At 42.4% G+C, this 12,985-nt stretch carries 10 protein-coding genes; 3 read left to right on the forward strand and 7 right to left on the reverse strand.

Going from position 1 to position 12,985, the window contains the following annotated elements:
• Window positions 1–33: 33 nt before the first annotated feature.
• Window positions 34–486, forward strand: a complete 453-nt coding sequence (locus tag RJ01_RS07550) for a DUF441 domain-containing protein (protein ID WP_034170593.1) — start codon at window positions 34–36, stop codon at window positions 484–486.
• Between the two features lie 209 nt (window positions 487–695).
• Here RJ01_RS07550 and RJ01_RS07555 read toward each other — a convergent pair whose 3' ends face one another.
• The 5 genes from RJ01_RS07555 to hrpA form a co-directional block, all read right to left on the reverse strand.
• The gene (locus tag RJ01_RS07555; protein WP_034170594.1) at window positions 696–2,411 is read right to left on the reverse strand and encodes an AAA family ATPase; all 1,716 of its coding nucleotides are present in this window, start codon (window positions 2,409–2,411) and stop codon (window positions 696–698) included.
• A gap of 87 nt (window positions 2,412–2,498) precedes the next feature.
• Entirely contained in the window at window positions 2,499–4,505 is a 2,007-nt protein-coding gene (locus RJ01_RS07560; RefSeq protein WP_034170595.1) for a hypothetical protein, read from the reverse strand.
• A gap of 154 nt (window positions 4,506–4,659) precedes the next feature.
• A complete protein-coding gene (locus tag RJ01_RS07565) occupies window positions 4,660–5,418 on the reverse strand; it encodes a 1-acyl-sn-glycerol-3-phosphate acyltransferase (RefSeq protein ID WP_034170596.1) in 759 nt (252 codons plus the stop codon).
• 14 nt (window positions 5,419–5,432) lie between these two features.
• Window positions 5,433–6,542 carry a beta-ketoacyl-ACP synthase III gene (locus tag RJ01_RS07570; protein ID WP_034170597.1) on the reverse strand — a complete coding sequence of 370 codons (1,110 nt, stop codon included), beginning with the start codon at window positions 6,540–6,542 and terminating at the stop codon, window positions 5,433–5,435.
• A gap of 30 nt (window positions 6,543–6,572) precedes the next feature.
• A complete protein-coding gene (gene hrpA / locus RJ01_RS07575) occupies window positions 6,573–10,517 on the reverse strand; it encodes an ATP-dependent RNA helicase HrpA (protein WP_034170598.1) in 3,945 nt (1,314 codons plus the stop codon).
• A gap of 362 nt (window positions 10,518–10,879) precedes the next feature.
• Between hrpA and ahpC the strand changes: the two genes are divergently transcribed.
• Complete coding sequence (gene ahpC / locus RJ01_RS07580; RefSeq protein ID WP_004784041.1) at window positions 10,880–11,443, forward strand: alkyl hydroperoxide reductase subunit C; 564 nt, start codon at window positions 10,880–10,882, stop codon at window positions 11,441–11,443.
• A gap of 289 nt (window positions 11,444–11,732) precedes the next feature.
• Window positions 11,733–11,939 (forward strand): KTSC domain-containing protein, encoded by a 207-nt coding sequence (locus RJ01_RS15795; protein WP_004784043.1) that lies wholly within the window; start codon window positions 11,733–11,735, stop codon window positions 11,937–11,939.
• 16 nt (window positions 11,940–11,955) lie between these two features.
• On the opposite strand, the gene RJ01_RS07585 is transcribed toward RJ01_RS15795, so the two are convergent.
• Entirely contained in the window at window positions 11,956–12,546 is a 591-nt protein-coding gene (locus RJ01_RS07585) for an O-methyltransferase (protein ID WP_034170599.1), read from the reverse strand.
• 43 nt (window positions 12,547–12,589) lie between these two features.
• On the reverse strand, window positions 12,590–12,808 hold the full coding sequence (locus RJ01_RS07590) for a DUF1653 domain-containing protein (RefSeq protein WP_004784046.1): 219 nt from the start codon (window positions 12,806–12,808) through the stop codon (window positions 12,590–12,592).
• Between the last annotated feature and the right edge of the window lie 177 nt (window positions 12,809–12,985).

The raw sequence follows: 12,985 nt of genomic DNA on the forward strand, positions 1-12,985 counted from the left end.
AATCCTGTGACTTTTCATTTTTCCTATCTCCTTATGTCCCAATTTGATCTGAATCTGCTTGTTCTTCTGGTTCTACTGGCTTGCGGTATTTTTAGTCATAATACTGCTGTGACCATTGCTGCGGCCGTGTTGATCATATTAAAAATCACGCCTCTCAATGAACTCTTACCTTATGTACAGCAACATGGCCTAAATATCGGGATTATTATTTTAACTATTGGTGTATTGGCTCCAATTGCTAGCGGAAAAATTCCCGGTGACAGTATTCTGAAATCTTTTCTTAGCTGGAAATCTTTACTGGCAATTGCAATCGGTCTATTTGTTGCCTGGCTTGGTGGACGCGGAGTGAAACTGATGTCGAGTCAGCCTGATGTCGTTGCAGGTCTATTAATTGGTACGGTCGCAGGTGTGGCGGTACTTCGTGGTGTCCCAGTCGGGCCATTAATTGCAGCCGGGATTTTATCGTTATTGATTGGAACGCAATAAGTCTTTAACCATGATTGTGCAATATTCTTAAAAATTAATATTCTAAAATTAAGAACTGCAGAATATTAAATCACATGATCAGCGACATGGATGTCGCTCGTTGGATTGATGTACAGGATGTACCTTCAATCCAACAAAAGATTTTTGTTACTTTTGATCTTTCAAAAGTAAAAGCTCAGGTTAAATACTAAAATTTAAAAACCCAAATTTTATTCCACAAACAGCAAAGCCAAACGCACCTGATCATAACCCATACGCGGACTGGTCAGTTCCACGATCGGACGTAATTTAATACTGCCATCATCATTAAAATGATCTGAATTTTGACGTTTGGTTAGACGTTTATAAATCTTACGGACTTGTTCAACAACTTCCTCACCCGGATGAGCGACTGAGATATCCAGACCTTGTTCTTTATGCAAACGTCCCAGATGGTTAATGATAGTGGCAGGTGTCAAGCCACGTTCAGTTGCAATATCGGAAATCTCATACCCTTCTTCAAACAGTTCACGGGTTTCATCCAAGGTTGCAGTCGCGTAGTTTTGCTTACCACCATTTTTGGCAATTTTCTTATCATTACGCTGGATCTCGACTTCATTCAAAGTACCACCACAATGACGAATAAAGGCCTTATGCTGTACAGTCAAATCCACGTTTTCAAAATTCGCTTCTGCTTCATCTGACAGTTCCTGAAAACGGCGATCAGCCTTAATGGCAAGACTATCCAGTTCCAGAGCCTGTTCATTAAAGCCTTTCAAGCGTAGACCATTTAAGCTTTTTAAACGGGATAATGCTACATAGCCCTGACCTTTTTCAAAGGTATGGCTCAGGTCAATCTCAGCAGCTTCTAGTGTCATGCCTTGAGACTTATGGATGGTGATTGCCCAAGCCAGACGTAGCGGTATCTGCTGAAAACTGGCAATAGTTTTACCTGCTTCATTATCCACCGACCAGGTTTCAGGCTCTACAATCAGGGTAGTTCCATCTGTCAGTTTGACCTTTGGCAGAACCCCATGCTCATCATCATCTTCAAAGCCGATCACTTCACCCAAGCTGCCGTTGATATAACCCATATCAAAGTTATTCTTCACGAACATGACCTTGGCATGTTTTTTCAGGGTTAAGGCTTCGGGTGCTCGGACTGAAGACTTTAAGGTTTCAATCAGTTTTTCATTACCATCACATTGCGCATCAAACTGGCGGGGATCCTGATCAATTTCATTAAGATGCTTAAAGTTAATGCTGTCGACATCCATATTGTGGGTATAGAGACGTGTATAGGTATCGCCAATGTCCTGCTGACGTGTACCCTGTAGCGCTGAACGATGTTCAGGTGAAATGGCCTGTGCACGAATGGCATTCAGAATATCATTCAGATAGTCATTGTCCTGACGGTGCTGTTCAGTCAAGTAACAGACACGGAACTTGGCTTCAACCCAGGCATCCGACATAAAGCAGAATTTATCGCGGTTACGTTCATCATTTTTTCCAACGGGCGGCAACTGGAAAAAGTCCCCTGCTACAATGACCTGAATCCCACCAAAAGCTTCATCACTTTCCTTGAAATATTTCAGCACCTGATTGACCAGATTGAGCTGCTTGGCATGCAGCATGGAAATTTCATCAATGATCAGGACTTGCGCATTTTCCAAGTGTTCTTTCAGGTATTTACGCTCTTTCATGCGCTTCAGGTCTTCTTCAGACAAAAAGTCTTTGATCCCGATTCCTGCCCAGGTATGAATGGTCATGCCATTCATATGCGTTGCCGCAATACCAGTCGATGCAGTAATGGCAACCGACACCTTACGGGCTTTCAGATAATTGATATATTGATTGAGCGTATAAGTTTTCCCTGCACCCGCAGAACCGGTTAAAAAGACATTTTCTCCTGCTTTTAAGAGCTTAAGTGCAGTTTCCTGTTTCATAAAAGAGATACCGTAAAAGAACGGCTATAGCCTAACGATTTTTGCCGGAAAAGTTAAGCTTCACGGACAGAAAAGCACTGAATCAGGTCAAGCCTGCAGGTTTAACCAGTTAATAAAATGCTGGGCAATATTGATATATTCAACTTCCGCTTTTTGATTATTTGGATACTCAAGCTGGTCAAAGATGACTTGGTCTTTCTGCAACTGACAGCCTAAAATCAAAGGTAATTTAATGGCAGGATGTGACATGCGAAAGGCCACATATTCACCTTCGACTATACGCTGTGCATAACTTGCAGCCAGACAGTTCCGGAATATTCTAGCCTCTTCAATAATCCGCTCTAGTGTTTTCAATTCCTCAAACCGCCAATTAAAATACAGTAGAAAATGTGCTTGTGTGAGCGGCCTCCAACTGGCTAGAGCAAAGTCTTTTTTGAGCTTGGCAATAATCTCTTGCTTCTGAATTTGCTCATGCCAGACAACTGCCTGCGTAAATAAACTGGTCCAGCTTAAATTTTTAGGCACTTCTGTTTGAGTAGAAAAATACTCCGGCAGATAATCACGGATATAACCATCAAAACAGGATTCCCGCACATGCCTTGCATGTAAATAAAAGCGCTTCCTGAACTCTACAAATGGAATCTGGTTACGTTGTAGCACGTTATAAAAATCACGGTCTTGCTGAGTTTGGGGCCGAATACAAGCCAGCACATCCTCAGGCAAATCACGGGTGACCTTATACAGATGCTGCATATAAGCCTGCATCACCCGACTTAAGTTGGCGTAAACTCTTTTAGTCATCTGATCATCCATTGCCACTACATCCCGCAATAATCCGATCCATTCATCCAGATATAGAATCGATGGACTAATCGCAATACGATGATCCTCAATAGCCTGACGCGTCCCTTTGAGAACAACTGTTCGATTTAGCTCATGCTCAAACCAGTGATGCTGAATGGCATATTGATGAACATCATCAATAAACAGACGTGCTGCGATATATTGAAAATATTGCAAGGTAGCTAAAACAATCTGCGGATGAATATGATGCGTATCGATAAAGCTTAAGGCTGTTGCCGCCACCCGCACACTGCTATGTTGAATATTGCTGCTCAGCCAATCCAAAATTTCCGCAGGCTGTTTAAATAGCCAGTTCACTACGCGATGACAGTCAAATAAAGGAAGTTTGGCGACTTTTTTTTGCCATAAATAAGGATTATTTTCCAGAAAATTGCGTTTGGATAGCAGATCACTCCGATGCCAGCTATCACGATTCATCAACCGAACAAAGCCCAGTAGATGACTTTGCTCTTCAGCATGCCGATACAGCAAACGGATATCGTCAATATGGTCATTCAGCTCATGCAGATTGAACCGGTTTTCAAAGGATAAGGAGATAATCCGGAAGGTTGCTGGGTGCAGAAACTCAGGCGCACTAAAACAAAATGCATCCAGACTATCCATAACTGACTGAATCGATAGAAACTCATCTGGCTGCAAATATTGCAAGGAAAAGATTTGCTGTAGCTGTTTTAAGACATTCGCAGGAATCTCATGCCCACTTTGAATCCAATTACTGATACAAGGCTGAGTATAAACTTCGGCTTTAATCATAAAGGAGTCGATAATTTCAGCTTGCACAAGCGACATCTGCTTTAAGCAATTAGCAACTCGTTCAGGCGCATTAACCCATATATAGACTTGATCAATAATGAGCTGACGGAGCTGTTTGGCTTTATCACGTAAAAACAGGGAATGCTGGGGCTTTAAATCCCCAGTCAGAAAGTAAATATCCTGAAAGAAAAACTCTTCCAAAGCCTCTGCTTTAGCCAGCCTGGTATCAATCTGCATTTCTGCTAAGGCATGGGGACTTTCCAGATTTAAATCTTGAGGTGTATATAGCTGGATATTTAATAAGCCATTAAGCAGATCAATTCGATGCTCATCCTGATGAATCCTGAACAAATTCTGGGCATTCACATGACCAATAAGCGTCATTTGATCCAGATACAGCTGATTTAACTCAGGAAAAATACTGAGGCATTGTTCAGCGAGCTGTCTGAATGGCAGTAGCAAACCCTCCTGTTCCATATTTCCCCCTTCATTTTAACCCTATTGAGTTACAGACCTACTGAATTTCAATCCTTTAAAATCGCTTTTTCCTTTCTATTACAGAAATTGAAGCATGGTGATTTTTTAGACGATTCGATCTCAATGTAAAGCAAAGCAGGAATGATGAAAAGACCTAGACTTCATCTTGCCGACGTCTGTCAGCCAACAGTTCTAGCCCCTGATAGATCTTTTGTTGTAAATACTCACGAAAATCAATCAGATCATTCTCGTGCTGCACATGATGAATTGGCTGCCGCGGCATAAACTGAAAATAAAAAGGCAAGCGTTTGGGAAAAAGGTTTTTAGGCAAAGAAGGAATTACGTCACCATGACGTAATAATTTATTGAGTTGGGGAATTTTTAATAATTTTTGAAAATACTTATGTTGAATGATCTTATTGGCATCAAATCCAATCTCATAGATTTCATCACCGCCAAGTGCAGCAAAAGGGACAATATCATATTGAAACTTTTGAGCTAATTTCAGAAAACCGTAACGCTCTTTCCAGATCAGCTGATACTGCTCACCTTCCCGTTTCAGCACTTCACGGCCACCACCCGGAAAGACCAGAATCGAGTAGCCTTGCTGCATGGCCGAGCGGACATAGTCCTGTACACCATCAATAGCACCAAATTTCTTCACTGCTTCACGCCATAGCGGCACATAAAAATGGCTATGATCAGCAATACTGACCACAGCCACTTGATGTTCGTTGTACAGGTAATCAATCAGCATTGGCGCATCAAAGATGCCATACATGGAATGATTACCCACATACATTGCAGGTCGACTGGCATCAATATTTTCAGCCCCTAAAAAAGTAGGCGTGAAATACAGTTTGGATAAGGCACTTAAGCGCCTGATCCATGCTCCGTCATGCTTGACCTGCAAAATATGCTCCCGGCTTATGCCACGCGTTTTTGTACCAGGATTGAACCCACTGAGTAGCCTGCACCAAATGAACACAGTACGCCATATTCGCCGTCTTCAACTTCATTTGCAGTACGGTGTAAGGCAATGATGACACCTGCGGAAGAAGTATTGGCAAACTCATTCAGAATGATAGGTACCAGACCTGGTTTGGCATTTTCTTTACCCACTACCAGTTTCAGAATCAATTCATTCATGCTGGCATTAGCCTGGTGCAACCAGAAGCGTTTCACATCTGTAGGTGCAATATGATTTTTCTCAAGTTGAGCAGTAATCATCTTGGCAACCAGTGGACACACTTCTTTAAATACCTTACGACCGTCCTGACGGAAACGTTTGTCGTCGATATCTGCATTTTCAGACGTATTCAGGAAACCGAAGTTATTGCGGATATTGTTTGAGAACTGGGTAAATAATGAAGTATCCAGAATCTCGAAACCGGTTTTAGTTTCAGTATCTTCAATGATCGATGCAGTTGCGACATCACCGAAAATAAAGTGACAGTCACGTGAACGGAAATCGGTATGTGCAGAGGTGATTTCAACATTCACCAGTAATATGCGACGTGCACCTGCCTTGATAGCATCAGCAGCCTGTTTTAAACCGAAAGTGGCTGCTGAACATGCAACGTTCATGTCATAAGCATAACCTTGAATACCCAGAGCAGTCTGGATTTCAATCGCAACCGCAGGATAAGCACGTTGCAGGTTTGAACATGACAGGATCACGACATCGATATCTTCAGCAGTGACACCGGCATTTTCCATCGCCTGTTTTGCTGCGATCACGCCCCATTCTGCCTGAAGGGAAATTTCATCATCTGAACGTTCACGTAGATTTGGACGTAAACGTTTTGGATCGAGGATGCCAGTTTTTTCTGACACATAACGGCGTTGTACGCCTGACGCTTTTTCAATAAATTCTGCGCTAGAACCACGACGCGCATCTAATTCGCCTGCAGCGATTTTATCTGCATTTTCGTGATTATACAGTTCCACATAAGCATTTAAACTTTCAACTAACTCTTCATTGGTAATGACATCTTCCGGATGGAACAAGCCAGTACCCGTAATACGGATGCCCATGTAAAACTCCTTCTCAAAATGACCTATATCTTAACTGATTCCAAGACGTTCCCATACTTTTTGCAGGCGAGTTGGAGAAACGGGTGTTTTCGTTTTCATCGGTTGAGAAAACAATGAGATCCTTAACTCCTCAACCATAAAATACAATTCTTTAAGGCGAGCGTCATTTTTAAACTGAAATAATTTTTCCATCCACGGATCAATTTGGTCAATGGCGGAATCATCCCTGTGTAGGTTATTTGGCAAGCGCTCTAAACGCAAGATCAGGGCTTTCAAATAACGTGGAAATTCTGACCATACGTCGGAAGGTTTCCGATAAACGAAGTCAGAAAGACTCATCAAATCAAGCTGATCCTCAATATCATCAATATTTTTTCCAAATATAGATGGGTCTAAAACCAGTAATTTACGACGGATTTCCTGCCACTGGATATAAATATCCGTGATTTCTTTCAGTGCAGTCTGGCCATGAGTCAGGAAAGATTTTTTTACATTCTCCACCAACTTTTGGAACTCTTGCATATTGACAGGCAGCTCATTAATTGACAGGTGCAGTGTGGCATAAACTAACATTTGCTCCAGTTGAGCCTTATCGCCAAGCGGTGAATATGCCAGTGCCAGCGGTTTGGAAATCTGTTTTTTCAGCTGGCGCACCAGATCTCCGAGCTGCATATGCACCAGTCGAATAATCCCTTCACGGTGCTGTTTGACGGCTTCAGCCTGATCATTAAAGGTCTGAATCACGACACCAGATTCATCTTTCTGTTCCAGTGCAGCGAAGTCTTTGGTCGGAACCAGTGCCTGATATTGCTTGACCACTACACCCGTCACTTTTTGCGACGCTTCAAAGACAAAGTTTTCTGGGAAAGTTTTAAATTCACCTTTTAACTGTTTCACCGGACTATGAGTTTCAGTACGGCAACGGGCTTTCAGTTCGGCAAGATCACGGCCTTGTTCAATCACACGACCTTTTTCATCAATCACCTTGATCAAAGGCAAGAGATATTGCTCAACCCGATCCAGGCTAAAATCTTTTTCTGTAATCTGCTCGCCACGCAACTGGAAAGCCAGAAAACTGAAAATATGCTCACGTAGATTGACTGCATCAATACGGGCTGCCAGCTTTTTCGCAGTATCTGGAATCGGCACCAGACTACGGCGTTTATCTTTAGGTAAACTCTTTAATAAAGCTTCGATCAGCTCCAGACGCCAGCCCGGAATCCCCCATGACCAGATATTTTCATCGACCTGCGGCAAAGCCTGCAGCGGGATTTTAACCGTTGCACCATCTTCATCATGACTTGGGTCAAAACGGTAACTGGTCGCCAGACGCAATTCACCATTACGTAAATAATCCGGAAACTGTTGTGTGGTCGGACGATCATTCAGCCATAGCGCATCATCATCAATAAACAGATAACGTGGATCATGTGGCTCTACTGTCGCACGCCAGTCCTCAAAACTGCGGCGACTGGCTACTTCTGGTGGTACTTTGGAGGCATAAAACTGGTAAATGGTTTCTTCATCCACGACCAAGTCACGACGGCGTAGCTTGTCTTCTACCCGCTCCACTTCTTCCAGTTTCAGCAAATTATGCTTCAAGAAGGGTGGATTAATGCCGAGATTACCAGTAGTCAGTGCATCACGCAGGAAGATTTCATGCGCAGCCGGCTGATCCACTTTCTCATAATTGACCGGACGTTTCGGCTCGATGATTAGACCAAACAGAGAAATCTGATCATACGCATTGACCACACCTGCCTTTTTCGACCAGTGTGGTTCGAAATAATGATGTTTCAGTAAGTCACGCGCAGCGAGCAGAATCCATTCCGGCTCAATCTTTGCCAGAGTTCGTAAATACACCTGCGAGGTTTCAACCATTTCAAAAGCCATCACCCATGGGGTATTGGTTTTGTGCAGCGTTGATGCCGGGAAAATTCGTGCTTTCTGCTGACGGACTGCCATAAATACATTACGTTCATCAGTCTTGTTGGCAATAAAAGACAGTAAGCCAGTCAATAAAGCGCGATGCAGATTTTCATAACTGGCTTTCTTTTCATTAAAGGACAGCTTTAAGCCTTTAGCCAGATCCACCAGCTGCTCATGAGTTTTCTTCCATTCACGCAGACGTAACCAGCTCAGGAAATGATTACGTGCAAAAGTACGACGTTTGTTTTCGCTCATACTTTCACGGTTGTTATGCAAGGTATCCCAGAGCTTGATATAAAACAGGAAATCTGAATCTGCTTCACGGAACAAGGCATGTTTCTGATCGGCCTGCATCTGCTTATCCGCAGGACGTTCACGTGGGTCTTGTACTGCCAGAGCTGCAACAATCACCAAAGCTTCATTCAGCGCACCAAAATGAGCACCGCCAAGAATCATTCGCGCCAGACGTGGATCAATTGGCATTTTTGCCATTTGCTGACCGATTTTGGTTAGAGAATCCCCCTTGCCTTGAAGTCCTCCTTTCGTAAAGGAGGATTTAGGAGGATTAGTAGAATCTCCCCCAACCCCTCTTTCAGAAAGAGGGGCTTTACTCTTCTCCACCATCGCCCCAAGCTCAATCAAGAGCTTGCGACCATCATTGACCAGACGGTGATCTGGTGGCTCAATGAAATCAAAATCTTCCAGTGAACCTAAGCCCAGACTTTGCATCTGTAAAATAACGGATGCCAGATTGGTCCGTTTAATCTCTGGTTCGGTAAATTCAGGACGACTTAAAAAGTCTTCTTCACTATACAGACGAATACAGACGCCTGGCGCAATACGACCACAACGGCCTTTACGCTGATTGGCAGCAGCTTGAGAAACCGCTTCGATCGGTAAGCGCTGCACCCGTGAACGATAGTTATAACGGGAAATACGGGCAAAACCGCTATCAATCACATAACGGATATTAGGTACAGTCAGTGCAGTTTCTGCTACGTTCGTGGCGATAATAATGCGTCGGCCGCCGCCCGAAGGATTAAAGATTTTTTGCTGTTCTGCTAATGCTAATCGTGCGTAGAGTGGTAACACTTCAGTATGGCGTGGACCATGCTTGATCAAGGTTTCCTGCAGTTCACGAATCTCCTGTTCGGTACTGGCAAAAATCAGGATATCGGCATGTTCTAGATGACCTTTTTCCTGTGCATCCTGAAAACATTCTTCTACAGCTGCAACCACTGCACGTGGCAGATTTTCTTCAAAATCATCAAACTCGTCGTCATCACTGCCGACAATGCTCATTTCAGAAATTGGACGATAACGCACTTCTACCGGATAGCTACGCCCTTCCACTTCATAGATCGGCGCGCCATTAAAGTAGTTACTGAAACGGTTTACGTCCAGCGTTGCCGAAGTAATGATGACTTTTAGATCTTTACGACGCGGCAACAGCTGCTTGAGATAACCCATGATGAAATCGATATTCAGCGAGCGTTCATGCGCTTCATCGATAATAATGGTGTCGTATTTGGTCAGGAACCGGTCATTGGCTAGCTCTGCTAATAAAATACCATCCGTCATCAAACGGACAATCGAATCCTGCGAGCCCTGTTCATTAAAACGGACTTTAAAGGAGATCGATTCCCCCAGTTTCTCGCCAACTTCTTCCGCAATACGCTGTGATACGCTACGCGCAGCCAGACGACGTGGTTGGGTATGGCCAATCAGTCCAGTCAGGCCGCGACCTGCCAGCATGGCGATTTGTGGTAATTGTGTGGTTTTACCGGAACCGGTCTCACCAGCCACAATAATAACCTGATGCTGCTGAATCGCTTCAATCAGCTTATCTGCATACTGGGTAACAGGCAGATCCTGATTCAGCTTGATATTGGGAATGCGTTCGATACGCTGCATGACTTTGGCATGCGATTTTTCAAATAATTCTTGATATTGCTTTTGGTTGGCATCTTTACCTTTTTGGAGTCGATTTAAACGATGACGGTCACGCGCCATAACGAGCTGATCTACATTTAAAGGACTCTGCACTGAGAAAACACCTGATATAAAAAAAGACAATAGGCAGCTATTTTACGCTGTATTGCCCCTAAGCGAAAGAACGGCCATTTTGAATATTTTTATAATTTTTTAATTTTTACCCTTGAATTTTACTGCTTGCGGCATCATGTCTGAAGAGGCATTAAACCGGGGTGAGTCTTGTCATGATGTATTCACCATTCTACGGTTGAATCATTTATATCAAGAGCAATGCTGTTTGCGCTGATGGTGTTTTATTTTTAGCTTAATTCGGTTTTTCCGATGCATGTTATGTAAAAATACTGTTTCAGCAAGAAAAATAATTTCTGTACCCTATTGGAAATTAAATACAAACCTCAATCATGGAGACAATGATGAGCTTAATTAATACTGAAGTTAAACCGTTCAAAACAACTGCGTTCCAAAATGGTAAATTCATCGAAGTAACAGAAGCTGACCTTAAAGGTAAGTGGTCTGTAGTATTCTTCTACCCAGCTGACTTCACTTTCGTTTGCCCAACTGAACTTGGCGACCTTGCTGACAACTACGAAGAATTCAAAAAATTAGGCGTTGAAATCTACTCAGTTTCTACTGACACTCACTTCACTCACAAAGCTTGGCACGATTCTTCTGAAGAAATCAAAAAAATCCAATACGTAATGGTTGGCGATCCTACTTGGACTCTTGCTAAAAACTTCGACGTACTAATTGAAGCTGACGGCCTTGCTGACCGTGGTACTTTCGTGATCGATCCAGAAGGTAAAATCCAAATCGTTGAAATCAACGCTGGCGGTATCGGTCGTGATGCTCAAGAACTTCTTCGTAAAGTTAAAGCAGCTCAATACGTACACGCTCACCCAGGTGAAGTTTGCCCAGCTAAATGGAAAGAAGGCGACGCAACTCTTGCTCCTTCAATCGACCTAGTTGGTAAAATCTAATCTGTATTAGATTGAACTGATTCAAAAAAAAACCACGCTTTTAGCGTGGTTTTTTATTTGAACATTTATTTGATTGCTCTATTGGCCAACCGTTTTATTTTCCTTCTATCTAAAGCCATCCTGCCAAATCTTTATTTTTCACTTTAAAGATCATATAAAAATCAGGCATGCATATTGCATCCTCTTCATAACAATCCCCTACTTATGCTTACAATTCAGTTATACATCTTCAATGTCAGTTGGCATAAGTTCAAGACATAAGATAATAATATTCAGTGGAGGAAAACGTATGCAAAAACTGCTAACCGTGATCTCATGGGCTTATAGTCCTTCTAGCCGCCACCTGAAAATCATTTATAGCAATGGCGATATAGAGCTCTACCATCCTGTTCCCGAATTTGTTTATGACAACCTGTTAAGACGACAAGATAAAATGGCCTTTGTACAGAAGTATCTTGAATACAACTTACATTTTGACCGGGTTTGCCTGTTTTAATTTAACTAATTTCTACTTAACGATAAGTCACCATGAGTAAGCCAGCTCCAATCGGCAATGTACTTATGATAAAACGTGAATCCTGCTGGATCAGCTGAATAAATTCTTCTACTTCCGCAGCATGTGAAATCACATTATCCACCAGCAATACTCCACCTTTTGGCTTGAGCAATCGGGCCAAATGGGTCCAATAATCCACATAAGCATCACGTTCCGCATCTAACAATATAAAATCAAATACGTCCTGCTCAGCTTGCAGATAATACAAGGCATCTGTCACTTTAAAATCAATCAAATCCTTTAAGCCTAGCTGATTTGCATACTGCTCGGCCTGCGCAACTCTTTCTGCATCTGTTTCTAATGTTGTAATCATCGCTTGAGTCTGCCGGGCAGCTTCGGCCAGCCATAAAGTGGAATAGCCTGTAGAAGTCCCAATTTCCAGAATACGTTTGGACTGCTGGGCACGAATGAGTAATGATAAAAATCGGCCTGATTCAGGCTCAATATTTCGATAGCGTTGCAGACGTTCAGTTTGCTGAAGATCATGCGCATGAAAGGTCTTATACAGTTCCTGCATGAAACTTTCAAAATGTTGTAATTGATTCATTGCTCTTCCCTGAGGTTATCTAAATAAATTTTTTATGGATTGATTAAAGTGCCTGAACCAATTTAAAGCGTTCTACTTCACGATCATCACTGGTATTAATACTTTCTGTAAACATGGATAGCGGTCGAACCCAAATCGAATAGTCACCATAAAGACATTGATAAACCACCAGCTTTTCCTCCGTTTCACTATGTGTTGCCACATGCAGGACCTGATAAAGTTTACCCTTATAATGTTGATAAATACCGCGTTGTAATTCCATCGTTCAACTCTCAAATGCAGAATTCCAATCTTAACTGAAAAAGACCAATCACACTTTAAACTACTTGAAAATTCATGCTAAGCACCCATATATAAGCTTGAAATTAATCATGAATTTTTCAATACATTTGCAAAACCGATCAAATTTATAAAAACAAACTGTTTTATCTATTTATCG

The sequence above is a fragment of the Acinetobacter sp. YZS-X1-1 genome (assembly GCF_000804305.1).
GTDB classification, from domain to species: domain Bacteria; phylum Pseudomonadota; class Gammaproteobacteria; order Pseudomonadales; family Moraxellaceae; genus Acinetobacter; species Acinetobacter variabilis.

Excerpts from the sequence above, each read along its gene's own strand:
- RJ01_RS07590 (WP_004784046.1), bottom strand. The coding sequence starts at position 12,808 with ATGGAATTACAACGCGGTATTTATCAACATTATAAGGGTAAACTTTAT.
- RJ01_RS07550 (WP_034170593.1), top strand. The coding sequence starts at position 34 with ATGTCCCAATTTGATCTGAATCTGCTTGTTCTTCTGGTTCTACTGGCT.
- ahpC (WP_004784041.1), top strand. The coding sequence starts at position 10,880 with ATGAGCTTAATTAATACTGAAGTTAAACCGTTCAAAACAACTGCGTTC.
- RJ01_RS07570 (WP_034170597.1), bottom strand. The coding sequence starts at position 6,542 with ATGGGCATCCGTATTACGGGTACTGGCTTGTTCCATCCGGAAGATGTC.
- RJ01_RS07585 (WP_034170599.1), bottom strand. The coding sequence starts at position 12,546 with ATGAATCAATTACAACATTTTGAAAGTTTCATGCAGGAACTGTATAAG.
- RJ01_RS15795 (WP_004784043.1), top strand. The coding sequence starts at position 11,733 with ATGCAAAAACTGCTAACCGTGATCTCATGGGCTTATAGTCCTTCTAGC.
- RJ01_RS07560 (WP_034170595.1), bottom strand. The coding sequence starts at position 4,505 with ATGGAACAGGAGGGTTTGCTACTGCCATTCAGACAGCTCGCTGAACAA.
- RJ01_RS07555 (WP_034170594.1), bottom strand. The coding sequence starts at position 2,411 with ATGAAACAGGAAACTGCACTTAAGCTCTTAAAAGCAGGAGAAAATGTC.